This window comes from Planococcus donghaensis MPA1U2, assembly GCF_000189395.1.
GTDB lineage: Bacteria > Bacillota > Bacilli > Bacillales_A > Planococcaceae > Planococcus > Planococcus donghaensis_B.
In genome coordinates this window covers 40,192-58,895 of record NZ_AEPB01000010.1, presented here as the reverse complement: position 1 = coordinate 58,895, position 18,704 = coordinate 40,192, and the positions used below count along the sequence as shown (strand labels likewise).

Here is an 18,704-nt window from a genome sequence, read left to right as displayed (position 1 = left end):
ACGTTAGTTAGTAGGCATTTTTTTATATACAAATTCCTACTTCTCACAAGCAATCAAATCTTTATCGCGATCACTCTTTTTATTCGCGTCATACAAAGCTTGAGAAACAAATGGCTTATGTTTTGTCTTGCCGCCTTTGTTCTTTACTTTCGAATTACGGGCAATACCGCCTTTATATACTTTGTTAATGGCCGTACAGTTTTCATATGTTTTTACTTTTACTGCTGCTGCATCAGTTGGCATAGGTGCTGCGCTGACTGTGAAACTAATAACAACCATCAACGACATGATGGCAAAACCGATTTTTTTCATCGTCTATTCCTCCTATTTCCCGTTGCTAACTCCACAACAAAAAATCCATATATTGTTAGCTAATTTAGTTTACCAGTCTTTTATATTCAGTACTATAGCCTTAAAAAATTATTTTTAATCCACACAAAAAAGGGCCATCCTCGAAAGTCTGTAGATACGACTTTACGGGATAGCCCTTTTCAAACTAGAGAGATGACAAAATTATTTCGTTTGTCCATTCCCTCTAACAATGTATTTCGTTGACGTTAGTGCAGGCAGTCCCATTGGACCGCGTGCGTGAAGTTTTTGGGTGCTGATGCCAATTTCTGCGCCAAAGCCGAATTCGTAGCCATCGGTAAAGCGTGTTGACGCGTTATGATATACAGCTGCGGCATCAATTTCATTGAAGAATTGTTCGACACTCGGCGCATCCTCTGAAATGATGGCTTCAGAATGTTTTGTGCCGTAGTGATTGATGTGTTCTACAGCTTCGTCGACTGTGTCCACTACTTTGATGGACACTTCAAATCCTAAATATTCTGTTGCCCAGTCTTCATCTTTAGCTGGTGAAATTGTCGAAGACACTTGTTGCACTGTCGCATCTCCGTGGATTTTTACATCGTGTTTTTCTAAAGCCGTTACCAGCTCAGCTAGATGATCCGCTGCCCACTCTTTATGCACCAGTATGCTTTCACAAGAATTGCAGACAGAAGGACGTTGCGTTTTGGCATTGATCCCGATATTGACTGCCATTTCTACATCTGCTGTTCGATCAATAAAGACGTGGCAATTGCCCGCTCCTGTTTCCAGTACAGGAACTGTCGCATTTTGAACAACTGTTTGGATCAGTTTTGCTCCACCACGTGGAATCAGTACATCCAAATAGTCGTTCAGTTTGAACATTTGAGAAGCTGTTTCTCGGCGTGTGTCTTCTAGCAATTGAACCGCTTCTACCGGCAGTTGGGTGTTTTCTAGTGCCCGGCGAATAACTTTAACAATTGCTTTATTAGAGTTGATTGCTGTTGAACTACCACGCAAAACAATTGCATTTCCTGTTTTTAAGCACAGGCTCGAGGCATCAACGGTTACGTTAGGACGCGCTTCATAGATCATTCCGACGACACCGATCGGTACTCGGATTTTTGTCATCGACAGTCCATTGGGCTGCTCCCAGCTTTCGAGGGTTTCTCCGATGGGGTCATTTAACTTGGTTAATTGGATAAGTGCATCTGCCATATCTTTCAAGCGGGCTGCGTCTAGCGTTAAACGATCTACTAACGACTCGTCCATCCCTGCTTGGCGTCCGGCCGTTACGTCTTTCGCGTTTTCTTCCAATATATAAGTTTGCTCTTTTAGTAATTGCGTGGAAATGGCTTCTAACGCCTCGTCTTTTTCAGCTGTTGTCGCTTTCGCTAGTTGAAAAGCTGCTTTTTTCGCTTTTTGTGCTTTATCGACCAATTCGGTTTCTGTCATGCGTTCTTCAGTTAGAGTTTCAGTCATCCTTTGTCCCCTTTCGATTTATAAAGTTACTAATATTTTTGGTTCGACGAGTGACCCGATATACGTGCCGTCGCCTTTACCTTCGAAAATATCGACTAGTTTTTCACTGCCTTCTCCAGATCCGATAAACACTTGGATATCTGAAGCCGATGCGGTTTTAGCAGCTTCTACTTTTGATTTCATTCCGCCAGTGCCAACGCCTGAAGCGCCTTCTGCTGTTGCGGCGTTTTCCATTTCTTGATGAACTTCTGTGAGGAATGTATATTTCTCAGCATCTGGATTTTTCATCGGGTTGTCTTGGTAAATGCCATTTATGTCTGTCAAAATCATTAAGAAATCGGCATGAACAAGTTTACTGACTAAAGCGGACAACATGTCGTTGTCTCCAAAGGTCAATTCTTTTACAGACACCGAGTCATTTTCGTTGATGATCGGCAAGACGTCTCGCTCTAGCAAGTTCGAAATTGTCGCATTTGCATTTTTATATAGATCTTTTGTCAGTAGCAATTGTGCCGCAACGATGCCGTGTTTTTTGCATTCGTCTGCATAAGCCTGCAACAACAATCCTTGTCCAACAGCTGCAGCTGATTGCTTATCAACCACTTTGTCCGGACGTGATAAATAACCAATGCTTTTAAATCCTGCAGCAACTGCACCAGATGAAATCAACACCACTTCATGGCCTTGTTGTTTCAAACGCGCCAATGCTTCTACATGGCCACGCAGTTTGCTAATTGACAATTTCCCATTCAAATCCGTCAACGAGCTACTTCCGATTTTCACAACGATTCGTTTTTTCTCCACTAACTATCATCTCCTATTTTAAATAAAAAATTTCTCCTCTTTTTTCTAAAGACGGAAAACGTCGATTTTAAGCATGTTTCCAATTAAAGATTGTTATCAATCTACCGAATTAGATACGCTGTTACGATTTTCTATTTAACGTGATAGACCAAATAGACCTGGTGAAAACGTGTTTACAAATTTTAAAAATGTGATGAGCCCATAAGCTTGCATAGATTTTAAAACCAAATTTGAGGTTTTCCCTTTAAATCTATGCATTTCCCCACCAGTGTTTCGCAACGTTCGGCATTGTTTAACGATCCATACTCGATGATCTTTAAACAAAAGAGTAAGTAGCAAGGTTAACATACATTTTGCCTCTTTCCAAATTACATCCAGTTTTTAAACAGCTTTATTAGTGGCCAAAGCCTTATGTAACTAGGGTCTCTAGGTTTTTTTAATTTTTTCTTATTTAGCATAGTTTGAATGCATATTGAGCACGCTATTTAAAGAATATTTTACTCACAAACATTAAAACCAAGTTTACTGGTAAGAATTAAAGGTTTTATTGTATAATGGGTTTATTCGCAAATTAAGTGAATTTTATAACAGTCTAATTTTCTAGTAAAAGGTACGGATTAAAGATGCCAATCACTAATGACTATTCAAAACCATTAGTTAAACAAACGGAACGCTTGAAGGAGGATACTTATGACTGAAAAAATTTATGTGATACATGAAAACGAAGAATGGACAACGCACTTATTCAAACGATTAGACGAACTAGAATTGCCGTACGAAGATTGGTTTATCAATGAAGGATTAGTGGACTTAAACGAGACACCTCCTGAAGGCGTCTTTTACAGTCGCATGAGTGCATCTTCTCACACACGAGGCCATCGCTTTGCACCCGAAATGGCTGACTCTTTGCTCACTTGGCTCGAGCATCACGGCAGAAAAGTCTTTAACGGCACGCGCGCGCTGCGCCTAGAAGTCAGCAAAGTTAACCAATATATGGCGCTAAACGCTGCTGGCATTCGGACACCGAAAACAATTGCCGCAAATGGTCGCGCGCAAATTATTAAAGCAGCTGAAAAATTAGATGTGCCGTCGTTTATCACCAAACACAATCGCGCCGGTAAAGGACTTGGGGTTCGCTTGTTCCATTCTATTGATGCACTAAAGGAATACCTAGACAGCGAAGATTTTGAGCCATCTATTGACGGCATCACGCTCATCCAAGAATACATCCAAGCCCCCGAACCGTTGATCACGCGCTGTGAATTTGTCGGTGGGAAATTCGTCTATGCGGTACAAGTGGATACATCGGAAGGATTTGAACTATGCCCAGCAGATGCTTGCCGAATTGATGAGTTAATGTGCCCGGACGGCGAACAAACGGAAGAAAAACCAAAGTTTCAAATCGTGGAAGGATTCAATGATTCAATCATTGAAAAATATGAAGAATTTCTTCGCGACAACGAAATTGCTGTGGCGGGAATTGAATTTATCCGCAATAGCGATGGAGACATTTTCACATACGACGTTAATACCAATACGAATTACAATGCGGATGCTGAAGCGGTTGCCGGTAAATATGGGATGCTTGAGCTGGCGCAGTTACTAGGGAAAGAATTGAAAAAATCGAGTGTTTCCGTTTAGTTTTTGAGTGCCAGGCACCGAAACAGTTTCACAAGAATTTTGATACCAAAACCGGTACCATGAATCACGTTGAATTGTGGTACCGGTTTTTCTTTCATGTAATGTTTCTACGATAAACTATGATTTGCCTTCGCTTTTAAATCTAGTAATATCAACGGAAGAAACCATACTGACAGAAATGATTAAACCATAAAGGAAACAAAAAAACGCCATCACCAAGAACCTCATGTTCTCAGCAATAGCGTCCTGTTATCAAACCCAAAAAGTTCTTTCCTAAAACTTGTCTTACGAACCTGCCATCTTTTTCTCTTTTTTCTCACGTTGGTCTTTCTTGTAATACTGATCCGATGTGAAAAACTCGACCGTTAACGCTTTGACTTTCTTACTTAACAGCAAAATGGCAATGACGTTCGGGATTAGAATTAGCGCCAGCATAATGTCTAGGAAGCCCCAGATGATTTCTGCTGCCCCAACAGCTCCTAACACAACCGCCAAAATGTAAACCACTTGCATACCGTAAGAAGCCTTTGTGCCGAACAAGAACTCAGCTTGCTTTGCACCATAAAACACAACGACAAAAATCGTTGATAGCACAAAGAAAACCAAACAAATCGTTACGAGAATCGCGCCAAATTGACCGAAATACGATTCAAAAGCTAAACTCGTTAACGCCGAGGAGTTTTCCATAGCGCCTTCTTCTGTCCAAACGCCTGAGGACAACACAACAAAAGCCGTAGCTGTACAAACAATTAGCGTATCAACAACCACACCAATGACTGCCCAAAACCCTTGTCGTACAGGGTGATCCGTCATTGCAGCTGCGTGAGCAATAGGTGCTGTACCCAGCCCCGCTTAGTTCGAATAAAGACCACGCGCAAATCCCCAGCGAATAACTTCTACAATCGCTGCACCTGCAAACCCACCCATAACCGGTACAGGAGAAAAGGCATTGTTAAAAATCAGCATGAAAAACTCTGGAACAGCTTTAACATTCATCAGCAGAATAACTAAAGCCCCACCGACATAAAACAAGGCCATAAATGGCACAAGAATTTCCGTTACTTTCCCAATGCGCTTAATGCCACCAAAGACCACGACCGACACTAAGATCGCCGTCGTAATTCCCGTCCATAACGCCGGAATTGCAAATGTTTCTTCAACTGTCATTGCGATAGAATTTCCTTGCACCATGATACTTGGTACCAATTCAATCATTAACGCAAATGAAAACCAAATCCCTAACCATTTCATGTTCAAGCCTTTAGTCATGTAATACATGGGGCCACCAACAAATTCGCCCACGCTATTTTTCTCACGGTACTCCACAGCGAGAACGCTCTCCGAAAACTTAAGCGCCATCCCAATTAACGCAATGACCCACATCCAAAAAACAGCGCCAGGTCCACCAAACATAATCGCCGCCGGTACACCAACAATATTAGCCGCTCCGATCGTCGAAGATAAAGCCGATGTCAGCGCCTGAAAAGGAGTAACTGTCCCTTCTCCTTTTGGCTTTTTAAAGACACTGCCGAAAGTTTGTCCAACAATGTAACCAAAATAACGAAATTGAAAAAAGCCAAGTTTAACTGTCATGTAAAGACCTGATACAAGCAACACGGCAATGAGTGGAATCCCCCATAACCAAGCTGAAAAATCAGCAATCCCCTGCAAAAATTGCTCCAACGAACTTCCCCCTCAATACTATTTCAAGATATAGATTTTTCCCCTATTTAAAAGGGAAGTAAACCTAAATATTGAAAAATATATAAGAAAATCAAGGAAATTTATATATTATTATTTCAAGGCTTCATAATTTAAATATATCTAAATATTAAAATAACTACAATAATAAGAAAGAGACCTTTTCTTGCTTTCAATTAACTCCCCATGTTGAAAGATTTGAAAGTCGAAGCATAACGGTAGGCGTTGAGTAAGACACTTCCTAAATAGACAAATGCCACCTTCGAAATCGGTTGATTTCGAAGGTGGCATTTTCTTTATGCAATCTCTTTGTATAGATCAAACTTTTTACCCTTTACTATTTATAACTACGTAATTCATAGAAGAGTCGGTTTTTAGAATCTTTTACTTTAATCAATCCATAACCTGGTGCAAAATAAGAGTGAATCGTAAAAGATATATCATTAATTTTTTCTTCAATATGCACAACATTTTTAAATGTTCCTGCAGGCGTCGTAACTGTTTCCTTAGTACTGCGTAAGTAGGCATTTCCAATTCGAACATCTTTATACGTATTCCAGTCAAAATCATAGAGTGCAACAGCTTTATTTTGAGTTAATGGTGCAGGAATATTTGTCCATATAAAATCAGTTTCTGGAGCTCCCATCTGAAAACTTTTTGGTGAAAATGACATGTAAATAGAAGGTACTATATAGCTATACTCTTTATTTTCAACGTAAGCCTGAACATTACCTTGTAAAACATCTCCATCAAAATAGTATTTCATCCATTTGATTTTTGACGGTCGTAAGTCAGTAAACGAGTTTACTGTTTGTGCTGTTGTTTCTTGTTTTTTTGCTGAAAATTGACTAGAAGGTGCATAGCCTTTCATCGAACCACTTGTTACATAAGACCAGTTCGATTTTTGTGAATGAACATAGACTTCTTTGTTCTTGCTTAGAGAACCTATTTTCTTTCCATTTGTAGTCGCAGCGTCTCGGAGTGTCACGTTAGTATTCGTATACTTTTTAACCGGCTTTGTGACGGTAAATGATTTGGAGTTAGCATAACCTGTCACATTGCCAGACTTTACAAGCGACCAGCCACCGCCAACTGACCCAAAATCTTCTATAATTACATTTTGTTTAAGAGTAGATATGGTTTTAGAAGTTGCTGACTTGATTTCTTTTATGGCTACCCCATTTTTCGAACTCACAACTTTAGTTTTGCTACTCGGAACAATAAGGGAACTTGTCGCTACATATCCTTTTTTATTGCTTGTTTGAACGTAAGACCATCCGCCTTTAACCGTATGAAGCTGAGTTACTAAAGTTCCTTTTGGCAAAGTACTTGTAACACTCGCCTTCGGACTTGCCGAGACTCGAAGTTGTGCCGTAACCTGTGTTTTCTTTACTTCACGAACAGTTGCGGCTTCTGTGATGGTTGAAAATAAAGGGAGTAACATAAATAATATGACGATAAAACTTAATGTTTTTTTCAATTTGATTATTCCTCGATTCTAATTAAGTATTTAAACCTATTACTGAATTTATAGCATCAGTAATCCTTAAATTCATAATTTTTATTATTGTAATTTAAATCAGCAAGCAATGCAGCAGTTTTATAGCCACCACTGTAATCTTGAAAACAAACTACCCTTTACCCCACTTTCACAATCTTACTCCCACTCTTATTACCAGCCTTATCTTGAAGCTGTATGTTTAAAGAAGAACCTTTTTTCTGTGCACTAATTTTAACTTTAAAGTTTCCTTTACTGTCAACAGTTCCTTGACCGACTTTCTTTTTCCCATTATAGATTAAGACGGTCGCCGCTTTCTCGCCTTTTCCGGAAACAGTAGTCGATTTGCTAGTTACATTGTTGACTGTCGGAACACTCGGTGCTGTTTTATCAACCACTTTTGTCGTTCTGATAGCACTTTTGTTTTTAGCGAGATCAATTGCGTAGACAGTAATCACAGTTCCAGCCTTTTGCTTAGCTATTTTGATCGAATACGCGCCATTTTTCGATGTTGCTTCTCCCAGTTTCTTACTTCCGACGTACGCATAGACTTTTGCACCTGTTTCCACTTTCCCACTTACAATAGTCGCGTTGTCTCCAACAGCATTGACGCTTGGAGTGGCAGGTGGCGTTTTATCTATTACTTTCACAGTCTTAATCCCGCTCTTGTTTCCAGCTGTATCTGTAGCAATTACAGAGAGGCTAGTCCCTGCTTTTTGCATCACAATTTTGACCGAGTAACTGCCATTTAAGGCAGCTGTTGCTTTACCTAATAACACTTTGTTCGCTGTTACCGTTACAGTTGATTCTGCTTCTGCAGTTCCCGTAATCACTGCCGTTTTATCGGTTACTTCGTTAACGACTGGAGATGATGGAGCTGTTCCATCTAGAACTGTTAGAACTTTCACTTCACTGACATTCCCGACTTCATCGGTTGCAGTCAAACTTAGCTTTGTTCCAACTTTTTGTTTCGGAATCGTTACTGAAAACTCACCGTTGCTGTTCGCAATGATTTTCCCGATTTCTTTGTCCGAAACTTTCACGCTAATTAATGAACCTGCTTCGGTAACTCCACTTACTGTTATTGATTGATCGGTTACTTCTCGTACATTCAGCAATAATGGTGCAGTTTCATCAATTACGATTATTTCTTCTATACCACTGATATTTCCTGCTTTATCCGTAGCCATTACTTTAAGCTTTGTATTCGCTTTTTGTTTCGGAATGCTAACTTCGTAGTTTCCTGCTTTATCTACTATCGCTGTCCCTATTTCATTCGTTCCTACTATGATTGAGATTCTAGAGCCAACTTCTCCGATTCCATGTACACTAGTGTCTCTGTCTGATACTTTATCGGTTGTCGGCGTAGCTGGTGGCGTTACATCTAAAACGATTATCTCTTTCACTTCACTACTATTCCCTGTCGCATCTTTTGCCGTTATTGTGAGTTTTGTATCAGCTTTTTGCTTCGCAATAGCAATTGAAAATTTGCCATTAGGATCCGCTGTGGTTTTTCCTAATTCAGCTTCTCCTACTTTGACTGTAACTAAGGATTCCGCCTCAGCAGTTCCTGTAATTGCTGTCGATACATCTGTAACTTTGTCTACCATTGGCACTAGTGGCGCTGTTGCATCTAATACCGTTACTTCTTTTATTGCACTTGTATTTCCAGCATCGTCTGTCGCGGTCACTTGAATTTTTGTTCCTGCTTTTTGTGTAGCAATAGTTGCCTGATATTCACCACTGGCAGACACAATTGCTGATCTTAATTTCGTACTACCAGACTTAATAGTAATTACTGAATTTACTTCTCCAGTTCCAGTTACAATTGTCGTCTTGTCTGTTATTTTGTTAACTGTTGGCGCGTTTGGTGCCGTTGCATCTAATACTATGATTTCCTTCACTACACTACTGTTACCTGCAGCATCCGTAGCAGTTATTTCAAGTTTCGTATCAGCTTTTTGTTTCGCAATAGCAATTGAAAATTTGCCATCAGCATCAGCTGTTGCTATGCCTAATTCACTTTCTCCTGCTTTTACAGAAACGAGTGATGCTATTTCTGCTGTCCCTGTAATGGCTGTTGATTTGTCTGTTACATCATTGACAGATGGTGCCATTGGAGCTGTCGCATCTATAACGATTACTTCTTTTGTAATGCTTGAATTTCCAGCTGTGTCTGTTGCTGTCACTTGAATTTTCGCTCCAGCTTTTTGCGTATCAATCATTACTTTATATTTGCCATCCGCAGAAACTTTCGCAGTTCCTAATTCTTCCGCATTGGATTTAACGACAATGGTTGCATTTATTTCACTGGTACCCGCAACTTCTGTTGATTTGTCGGTTACTTTATTCACAGTTGGTGTAGCAGGCGGTGTTACATCCAAAACTGTTATATCTTTTGCTGCACTAACGTTCCCATCGTTATCAGTTGCAGTCACACTCAATTTTGTTCCCGCTTTTTGTTTAGTAATCGCGACATCAAAACTACCAGTAGTGCTAGCAGTTGATTTCCCAACCTCGGTCCCCCCAACTTTTACTGAAACAAATGACTTGGCTTCTGCAGTTCCTTTAACACTTGTCGACTTGTCTGTTACTTTCTCTACAGTTGGCATCGCTGGAGCTTCTGTATCTTTCACTTTTAGCTCTGTATATTCACTAACATTTCCTGCCTCGTCAGTAGAATATACAAATAGGATTGTCCCTGCTTTTTGTTTCGCCATGCTAATTGAATACTGTCTATTGCCATCTGCAATAGCTTCACCTAATACAACATCCTTTGCTTTTACTGTTACAAGCGAACCCGCTTCTGCATTACCCGTAACTTTTATGGTGTTTTCATTTACTTCATTTACTAAAGGTTTTGCAGGAGCAGTCGCATCTTTTACAGTGATGTCTGTAAACTTGCCTACATTTCCTGCATGATCCGTAACATTGAGCTTTAACTTTACTCCTGCTGTTAAAAGATTAATTGGAATGGTGAAATCCCCATTTTTGTCGATCCAGTATGTGTAATAGATTGTGTCGTTCACATAAACCGAAACTAATGCTCCTGGCTCTCCAGTTCCTGAAATCGACGTAGATTGATCGGTAACTTCGTAAACTATTGGCTTTTCTGGAGCTGTATTATCTGTAACGACCATTTCTACTGCTTGACTTTCATTATTAAGGTGATCGATTACAGAAACATATAATACAGTTCCAGCGGCTTGTTTGGGAATGTCCACATCAAAATTAGTATAGCTCCAATCGTAACTATGATAATAGCCTGATGAACCAATAACAGTTCCCGATTGATTGCGCACTAGAATTGTAGCGTAGTCGATTCTGTAAGGTAAATAACCTCGAACACTAGTTGAATAATCTTGAATAGGATTAACTACCGGCGCAGCGTAATCTATAATCTCTAATGCCTGTTTAGCATTTACTAATCCATTACCAAAATAGTAATCTTTTCCATACGAGCCGATATCTTTTGCTGTACTAAATAGGCGATTAGCTACTTCTTCATTTGTTAAGTTTGGCTCATTTGCTAAGATTAATGCTGCTACCCCTGCCACGACTGGTGATGCCATCGAAGTCCCACTCATAATACCAATATTGTTATATGGCATAGTTGAATAGATGGAACTGCCAGGTGCTACGATATCAATATCATTTCCGTAATTAGAGAAATAGGATAGCTGATCATAAGAATCTGTAGATCCAACAGAAATTACATTTTCGTAAGAAGATGGATAATGACTACTAGTCGTTGAACCATTTCCAGCAGCGGCAATAATTACAACCCCGCTTTGATAAGCGTATTGAACTGCATTGTTGAAATAATAATCGTAATAATAACTTCCAATGCTCATATTGATAATGTCAGCCCCTGCTGATACCGCTTGGTAGATACCTTCTACTATGTCAGATGTATAGGCAAATTCTCCTTCAAAAACATCAATTGGCATAATGCTCGTACGAGGTGCAACTCCGGTACCAAACACTCCATTATCCATTGAACTTCCAATAATACCCGCAACGTGTGTTCCGTGATTATCGATACTAAGTCCTGTATTTGAAGTAAATGAAGGCGAAACAATTTGATTTACCAAATCTGAATGGTTAACATCAAAACCTTGATCCAATACTGCTACCACAACATCGGAAGACCCCTTCGTTTTGTCCCAAGCTCTTTCAACCTCTATATTTTTGTGATGGTATTGATAGTAATGAAAATAAGGATCATTTGGCGTGTAGGTGAGTTGTACTAGGTGATCCGGCTCTACACGTTCAATATCCGGTCGTGCTTCTAACTCTTCTATATATGTATCTAAAGTTTCTCCTTCTGGAACTTTTAACGTCGCAATTTCTTCAGTTTCAACTGTATCTACGCCGACTATGTCTAATCCAGTCTCTTCAACAGTTACGTCTTCTTTAAATGTAACAATCACTTGGTCTGTCTCTACCTCTTGTGTAGCAGGTGGCTCCGATCCCTTTTCTGCATATACATTCTGTCCTATCGTACTGGATAGTAATGCAGCAATTGTTAATGCAGATACAGCCTTCATTGTCTTTTTCATTGGTTTATCTCCCTCGGATTAATGGACCTTATCGAAATGTTCTATATTTCCTTTTATATTATACTTTATGCCTAATTAATAAGAATAGGTAATAGAACCTAATTAACATATTTTTCTATTCAGTAAAAAATTGCAACATCCCGTATAGAAGCATTTCCCCCCTACTTGAATATCTTTTTCTTAGTAAACCACAGTTTATTCTTACTCCCATAGGACTTCACAATTCCACTTCCTGCATAAATAATAAAACCCCATCCTCTGGAACCTTGTGTTCACAGGAATGGAGTTTCTTTGTCATGCAATTGTCGAAATTGTGTAGTATTTTTCCACGGAACGCTTTTTTGCTTATTTTAATCATTTAACAATTGAGTCAATCTATCAGGATATTCTCTATTCATCCTGTATAGATCATTTAAAGACATTAGCTCAAAATATCTCTTAGCTGCCACTTCTAAACATTCTTCAAATAAAGCAATAATAAAAAAAATATAGACTTACGTCTGACGAATAGAAGATACATAGAATAACAGCAAAAAGCATCAAACTCACTATCATTGGAGTTTAATGCTTTTATCCAATTATTTTCTTCGTTTAAATGGCAGTTACTCTACTATGCAATCAGAACTCCTCATATCTCCACTTTAATATAAGTCCGGTCATCATAAGAACAATTTCCCTTCAACTTCGCTTTGGTCCCAATATTCTCTTTAATGCACAAGGGATCAATTTCAAGTAGTCGCTGTAGCTCTGCTTCCGTTTCTGCCAGGGTGGAAAAGATCTTGGGGTAGCCGTCTGTAGCTAAAGAAATATATTCTACATCTTCAGGAACATCTATAATTTTAATCAAAGCATTTGGAATCGGAAATCCGTTTACTACAGCGTAACTAAGGTGGCTCTCTGGATTTCCATTCTGGAAATTGTATTGTTTTTGGATTAAAGGTTTAATCAATTCGAAGCCCACATCTTTGTCGAGAAAATCCTCAACTATGCCTCCATTTACCAATTCTGCTTGGAGAACGATGCTTCGGACTTCTTCAAATACTTTATCGACGTGTTTCAAATTTTGGTGCAAGACCCCATTGAAATAACATTGGCAATCTCCAATTATCCAAACTTTCCGGTGGTGCTTGCTGAATACAATCATCGATGCGCTCGGCCGGATATAAGGTTCGATTAAAATTCTTTCTTCAATCTCCAAATTTTTATACAAGGTTTCGTATTTTTGATTGATTGCAAGAACGATGTCATCAATCTGTTCTTCACCTGACAGTTTCGAAATTGCCTCTTTTATAGTGATCGCCGCCCACTGTCCTGGCGTTTTGCCAGCGAACAATTCACCAGAGACGTTGCTTGCTCCATCGATGACGGCCGCAAACTTGTCATTGCAAATATAGATATCTTCACATAATTCGTTGTTTCCTGTCTTGGATTGGAGATGCTGTTCAATAATCTTCATCATTCCGCCTCCTCAACTCTCACGCTGCAGCTTTCTTTCATCTGTAGTGCCGGTAAAATATGGATTTTCTTTAGCTAAAGGCAATAAATACTTCGCCATAGGCAACTTCCGAATAAAAGCCGCGTTCTCTAATAACTCTTTTTGGGCTGGTAATATTCCCGTGGCACTTAACAACTGCAGCTGAATTTCCTGCGAATCCAGAAATCGGAATAATTGTTCGAGGTCAGCAGGATCCGTTTCGGGGTTACCTGTAACCGCAAGCCCTTTTCCAGATATCAAAATTCGATCGTTGGACTCTTTACGAAAAGGTTGTGCTTCAAATTCAAAACGGTTACCGATCAATTGCTGGATAGTGTAGATGTGTTTGGAATTACTAATCAGTGCGCCAACTTGCGAATTGACAAATCGAGTGATTGCCATTGGACTGTCAAACGGTGGCACCAGTTCGTATTGATCATACAGCATGCTCCACGAATCTTCTAATTGCAGCGTATTACTTGCTCCGCGCGAAAGGCTATAAGAATCCCAGTACCAAGAAACCTGTTCATCAAAATGGAACATCCAAAACTGCTTGTTTGAATTCCCCTTATTTTTCTTGTCTTGGAAGGCTTTGAACTGTTCTACTGTTTGTTTTTCTTGAAAGGGAAATGCTTCTTTTTTGATCTCGTCCGTCAACAGGGTTTTGTTGTAATACAAAACTGGAATTTCAATACCCAATGGAAATGCATACAATTCAGCTTTTTCACTGAAGAGTTCACGGGCAGCAGTGTGGAATAGATCTTTTTCCATAAATCCATCAATTGGTTGAATGTTGTAATCACTCTTCATGTTGGCAATGCCATAATTTGCTGGAATTTCCACCAATTCAGGAAATTTATTGTTCAATTTCGTTAATTCCAATTCTTCCATAAGTAATTCTGAATTCTGAAACTGCTTGATGTTCATTTGTATATTCGTTTCTCCTTGGAATTGTTTAAGAATCACCGATAATTCAGGAGTGGTTGTCCAGACATTGAGTGTTGCTTCGTATTTTGTTTCTTGACTCAATACAAAATCCTGGTTCAGCATGCTGATAATATACGAGACACTAAGGACCATAATGAGGATCGAAACAATTAAGAATACCTTTAACTTCATGACAACCGCTCCTATTTCATCGGTTTTTTAAATATTGATTTCTTTTCCTCCTGACAGGAGTTTGATGATTATCAAGGAAATGATGGTAGCCAAAGACAAAATCGAAGCCAGTGCGGCTGCAGTCCCAAAGTTTGCAGTGAATACTTCACTGTAGATGGATACGGTAATTGTCGCCGTTGCTCCGTAATACAGAATAATGGTGGAACTAAGCTCATTGATTGTCGTCACCCAGCTAAGGATTGCCCCCGAAATGACACCCGGTATCATCAATATAGCTGTCGTTTTGAAGAACGTCTTCATTGGTGGAACTCCGAGACTGATTGAAGCTTCTTCTACACTTCGGTCAATTTGGTAAAGGATTGCGGTACTGGAACGCATCGTATAAGGTAACTTCCTGATAATATAAGAAATGACCAAAATGATCCATGTTCCCGTAAGCTCAATCGGCGGTTCGTTAAAGGCGATAACCAGACTAATGCCGAGTACGGTTCCAGGCACCACATACGGAATCATAATCAAGGTATCGAGCAGCGAAGTTAATTTGGATTTTCTGCGAACGACTACATATGATAATAATAAACCTGCAATTACCATGAATACAATAGCGATGCTGGCATATAAAAATGTATTCGTAATCGCTTCCGGCACCTTGTAAAGAACTTCCCGATAACTGTCCAAACTAAATTCACCTACAAAAACCGGCCCGTTGCGTTTAATGAAGGACGTCACAATGACGGTCGCTTGTGGAATGATTGACAATGTCACAATACCCAACACCAGCAATGTAGCTAACAGCCGCTTGACCGGACTTAACTTGATCACGGTCGGTGGTCTCAACGCGCTCATCGTATACGTTTTTTTCGAGACGATGTGCCGTTGAAAGAATAGCACCAACGTTGTCACTGTGAGCAAAATCATACTCAATGTGCTGGCCATGGCTGGGTTCGATCCCAATTCACTGATGAACTGCTCATATGCTAAAACAGGCAGAACGTTGATTCCTTGACCGATCAACAACGGTGTCCCAAAGTCTGCAAAAGATGCCATGAAGACCATCAGTGCCCCAGTGGAAACTGTCGGAAAAATTAATGGCAAAGTAACTTTACGGATCCGTCTCCAGCCGGATATGCCCAAACTTTCGGATGCTTCTTCCAATGAAGTGTCAATAGTCTTCAATGCACCTGATACATACAAATAAATATGCGGATAAAATTGAAGGCTGAACACCCATACCATTCCGTGAAGTCCATAGATGGAGGGAATATCAATTCCAATATTCGCAAACAGATTGGTGATAAATCCGTTGTTTCCAAGCATGATGATCCATGAATAAGCGCCGATAAACGGCGGAGACAATAACGTGAGAATAATCAACATATTAAAGATGCCTTTAAAGGGAATGTTAAAGCGCGACATGATATAAGCTATAGGAATTCCGATACAGCAGGCAAAAAATGTCGCAGCAGTAGAAACGATAAAACTGTTCAGCAACGCCGAGTAATAATATTTGTATGAAAAGAATTCTTTATAGTTTTCGAAGGTCAAGCTGCCATCTACCCAAAAACTATTGATGAAAATATTGAACAATGGATATACCAGGAAAAACCCGATTAAAATAAATGCCATAATGGTGACGAAATTCCAAAAATCAAGTCGGATGCTAAACAGGGAGGACTTCTGCTTTTTCTCTGTTATCACACTCATTCAGCACTTCCTCCCCACTCACATCGAATACAACAGATTGCTCTGGGTTCAAATCGACTGCTACGATGTCACCTTCTCTTCTCAAGTTATGAAAACTAACGGAATACTCATGGACATCAATGACTGTGCCTGTAGCTAGTTCAACTTTATATGTGACGGTCTGACCGAGAAAACTCGCTTCCTTGATTTTGCCAGTAATTGTTTTCGACGTGCGCACATGTTTTAAATCGCTTAAACGGACTTGCTCCGGGCGGATTGAGTAAATGACTTCACCCGCATAATCACGGTTGAAAACACGCGACAACTGAATCCCTTCAACCTGGATTTCTGTGTTTTTAAGCTCTTTTCCATCCGATACATGGCCAGTCAGGAAATTCGTACTGCCAATGAAACTGGCGACGAATTTATTGCTGGGGGTCAAATAGATTTCATACGGTCTTCCGATCTGCTGCACTTTCCCGTCTTTCATCACCGCAATCCGGTCTGATACCGCTAAAGCCTCTTCCTGATCATGAGTAACGTAAATCGTGGTGATATCCAAATCCTTTTGAAGCCGCCGAATATCTTCGCGCATTTTGACACGAAGTTTAGCGTCCAAGTTCGAAAGTGGCTCATCCATCAGCAACAAGCCTGGATGAATGACAATGGCTCTTGCCAACGCAACCCGTTGTTGTTGCCCACCACTCAATTGTGAAGGTGAGCGGTCTTTCAAATGGGTCAATTCCACCATGTCCAGAGCTTCGGTCACCCGAATGTCGATCTGATCTTTTTTCACTTTCCTGGCTTTTAGTCCATAAGCTACATTCTCAAATACAGTCATATGGGGAAAGATGGCATAATTCTGAAACACCATACCGATATTCCGTTTGTGGGCGGGTGTCCGGTTGATATTGACTTTGTCGAAGTATAGATCGCCTTCATCCTGCTGGTAAAACCCGGCTAAAGTCCGGAGCAAGGTTGTTTTGCCGCATCCGCTTGGACCCAGCAATGTAAAGAATTCCCCTTGCTCAATGACAATGTCCACATGATCGATTGCTCTTGCTTCGCCGAACAATTTGCTTACATTCTGTATTTTGATATGTTGCATAGAAGTCCCTCCTTACAGGAAAGGAATTAAGATCAATTCATCTTAATTCCTTGTTAATTTTTTACTTATTGAGAAATCATGATTTGATGAAATTTATCCATCACTTTTTCTTTGTTGTCTGCAGACCACTGGAAATCATATTCCACTAACGGAATTTCATCAAAAGCCCTCAAACCTTCCGGTGGATCTACGTCATCGCGGATTGCGCGTCTGCTGAAGTCCTCTACGATCATTTCTTGAACTTCTTTACTGACTAAAAAGTCGATGAATTCTTGAGCGTTTTCTGTGTTTTTCGCTTCCTTCACTAAAGCCACACCATCAGGTACTGCAGAAGTCCCTTCTTCCGGGTACGTAACATTCACCGGTGCGCCTCCCGCAATATAACGGTAAGCGGCTTCTTCAAGTGTGATGCCCACTGGAAATTCCCCATCTGCTACGCCCTTCGGCACCATACTGGAGCCCGAAAGGATGGTCCCGTCCAGGTTTGCGACAAAGTCATTGACAAAGTTCCAGCCATTATCTCCATCATCTTCATAAGCTGTCAGCATTGTAACCAACTGTGTATAAGATGAACCGGATTTGTTTGGATCAGTAAAAGCAATTTTGCCTTTCCATTTTTCGTCTATCAAGGCTTCCCAACTTGCCGGCACATCTGATTCCTCAACCATATCCTCGTTGTACATGATGACCATTGGCAAAGCAGAGAACCCGGTCCAGACACCCGTTTCACTTTTGAATACATCCGGGATCATCTCGTCTTCTTTTGTAATATAGGGTTCGAAATTTTCACCGAATGCTTCCAACGACTCGGCCCCTCCACCCCAGAAAATATCCGCTCCTGGATTTTTGGCTTCAGCAGAAACACGACTTAATAATTCGCCGGTCCCTCCTTGCACCAATTCTACTTTAATACCGGTTCTATCCTGAAATTCCTTTACGATTGGATTAATGATTTCACTTTGATGCGGAGAATAGACAGACAGTGTTTTCGAATCTGTCGCTTCACTTTCGTTTTCATCGGAACCGCACGCTGCAATTGTAAATAACAATGAAAAAAATAACAGAATAGTAAGAACTTTCTTCATGTGAATCCCCCTTTGGATTAATTAAATATGATACACTTATGACAATAGCAAGCAGTGTAAACGGATACAATACGTATTTTTTCCAATGCTGTATAAATTTTTTCCAATAGTGGGTGGCTTCGATTTACAAAAAAATCTTAAGTGTAAACCTCCGTTCAAAACTGATTATTGTCATTTTGCTCACTTCCCTAATCCCTTTATTATTATTGGGGTTTTTTTCGTATCAATATATATCTGG

11 protein-coding genes and 1 pseudogene are annotated in these 18,704 nt (G+C 40.1%); 1 reads left to right on the top strand and 11 read right to left on the bottom strand.

From position 1 onward, the window contains the following. Positions 1 to 36: 36 nt before the first annotated feature. From GPDM_RS03070 to proB, 3 genes are all read right to left on the bottom strand, one after another. Positions 37 to 312 carry an excalibur calcium-binding domain-containing protein gene (locus GPDM_RS03070; RefSeq protein ID WP_008428849.1) on the bottom strand — a complete coding sequence of 92 codons (276 nt, stop codon included), beginning with the start codon at positions 310 to 312 and terminating at the stop codon, positions 37 to 39. Between the two features lie 201 nt (positions 313 to 513). Continuing rightward, positions 514 to 1,791: a glutamate-5-semialdehyde dehydrogenase gene (locus GPDM_RS03065; RefSeq protein WP_008428847.1), complete on the bottom strand. Its 1,278-nt coding sequence runs from the start codon at positions 1,789 to 1,791 to the stop codon at positions 514 to 516. An 18-nt stretch (positions 1,792 to 1,809) separates the two neighbouring features. Then, positions 1,810 to 2,595 (bottom strand): glutamate 5-kinase, encoded by a 786-nt coding sequence (gene proB, locus GPDM_RS03060; protein ID WP_008428844.1) that lies wholly within the window; start codon positions 2,593 to 2,595, stop codon positions 1,810 to 1,812. 690 nt (positions 2,596 to 3,285) lie between these two features. On the opposite strand from proB, the gene GPDM_RS03050 reads away from it, so the two are divergent. Further along, entirely contained in the window at positions 3,286 to 4,236 is a 951-nt protein-coding gene (locus tag GPDM_RS03050) for an ATP-grasp domain-containing protein (protein WP_008428841.1), read from the top strand. Between the two features lie 285 nt (positions 4,237 to 4,521). On the opposite strand, the pseudogene GPDM_RS03045 reads toward GPDM_RS03050, so the two are convergent. From GPDM_RS03045 to GPDM_RS03010, 8 genes and pseudogenes are all read right to left on the bottom strand, one after another. Next, a pseudogene (locus GPDM_RS03045) lies at positions 4,522 to 5,919 on the bottom strand (alanine/glycine:cation symporter family protein). A 355-nt stretch (positions 5,920 to 6,274) separates the two neighbouring features. Then, the gene (locus GPDM_RS03040; protein ID WP_008428840.1) at positions 6,275 to 7,417 is read right to left on the bottom strand and encodes an SH3 domain-containing protein; all 1,143 of its coding nucleotides are present in this window, start codon (positions 7,415 to 7,417) and stop codon (positions 6,275 to 6,277) included. A 158-nt stretch (positions 7,418 to 7,575) separates the two neighbouring features. Then, on the bottom strand, positions 7,576 to 11,997 hold the full coding sequence (locus GPDM_RS16295) for an Ig-like domain-containing protein (protein WP_008428838.1): 4,422 nt from the start codon (positions 11,995 to 11,997) through the stop codon (positions 7,576 to 7,578). A gap of 628 nt (positions 11,998 to 12,625) precedes the next feature. Next, the gene (locus GPDM_RS03030; protein WP_008428836.1) at positions 12,626 to 13,453 is read right to left on the bottom strand and encodes a hypothetical protein; all 828 of its coding nucleotides are present in this window, start codon (positions 13,451 to 13,453) and stop codon (positions 12,626 to 12,628) included. 12 nt (positions 13,454 to 13,465) lie between these two features. After that, entirely contained in the window at positions 13,466 to 14,590 is a 1,125-nt protein-coding gene (locus tag GPDM_RS03025; protein ID WP_008428834.1) for an extracellular solute-binding protein, read from the bottom strand. 27 nt (positions 14,591 to 14,617) lie between these two features. Beyond that, positions 14,618 to 16,294 carry an ABC transporter permease gene (locus tag GPDM_RS03020; RefSeq protein ID WP_008428832.1) on the bottom strand — a complete coding sequence of 559 codons (1,677 nt, stop codon included), beginning with the start codon at positions 16,292 to 16,294 and terminating at the stop codon, positions 14,618 to 14,620. Further along, positions 16,251 to 17,381, bottom strand: a complete 1,131-nt coding sequence (locus GPDM_RS03015; protein WP_008428830.1) for an ABC transporter ATP-binding protein — start codon at positions 17,379 to 17,381, stop codon at positions 16,251 to 16,253. Before GPDM_RS03015 ends, GPDM_RS03020 begins: the two co-directional genes overlap by 44 nt. A 65-nt stretch (positions 17,382 to 17,446) precedes the next feature. Then, on the bottom strand, positions 17,447 to 18,466 hold the full coding sequence (locus tag GPDM_RS03010) for an ABC transporter substrate-binding protein (RefSeq protein ID WP_008428829.1): 1,020 nt from the start codon (positions 18,464 to 18,466) through the stop codon (positions 17,447 to 17,449). Positions 18,467 to 18,704: the final 238 nt, after the last annotated feature.

Coding starts and splice junctions, on each gene's coding strand:
- GPDM_RS03070 (WP_008428849.1), bottom strand. CDS start 312: ATGAAAAAAATCGGTTTTGCCATCATGTCGTTGATGGTTGTTATTAGT.
- GPDM_RS03065 (WP_008428847.1), bottom strand. CDS start 1,791: ATGACTGAAACTCTAACTGAAGAACGCATGACAGAAACCGAATTGGTC.
- GPDM_RS03050 (WP_008428841.1), top strand. CDS start 3,286: ATGACTGAAAAAATTTATGTGATACATGAAAACGAAGAATGGACAACG.
- GPDM_RS16295 (WP_008428838.1), bottom strand. CDS start 11,997: ATGAAAAAGACAATGAAGGCTGTATCTGCATTAACAATTGCTGCATTA.
- GPDM_RS03030 (WP_008428836.1), bottom strand. CDS start 13,453: ATGAAGATTATTGAACAGCATCTCCAATCCAAGACAGGAAACAACGAA.
- GPDM_RS03025 (WP_008428834.1), bottom strand. CDS start 14,590: ATGAAGTTAAAGGTATTCTTAATTGTTTCGATCCTCATTATGGTCCTT.
- GPDM_RS03020 (WP_008428832.1), bottom strand. CDS start 16,294: ATGAGTGTGATAACAGAGAAAAAGCAGAAGTCCTCCCTGTTTAGCATC.
- GPDM_RS03015 (WP_008428830.1), bottom strand. CDS start 17,381: ATGCAACATATCAAAATACAGAATGTAAGCAAATTGTTCGGCGAAGCA.
- GPDM_RS03010 (WP_008428829.1), bottom strand. CDS start 18,466: ATGAAGAAAGTTCTTACTATTCTGTTATTTTTTTCATTGTTATTTACA.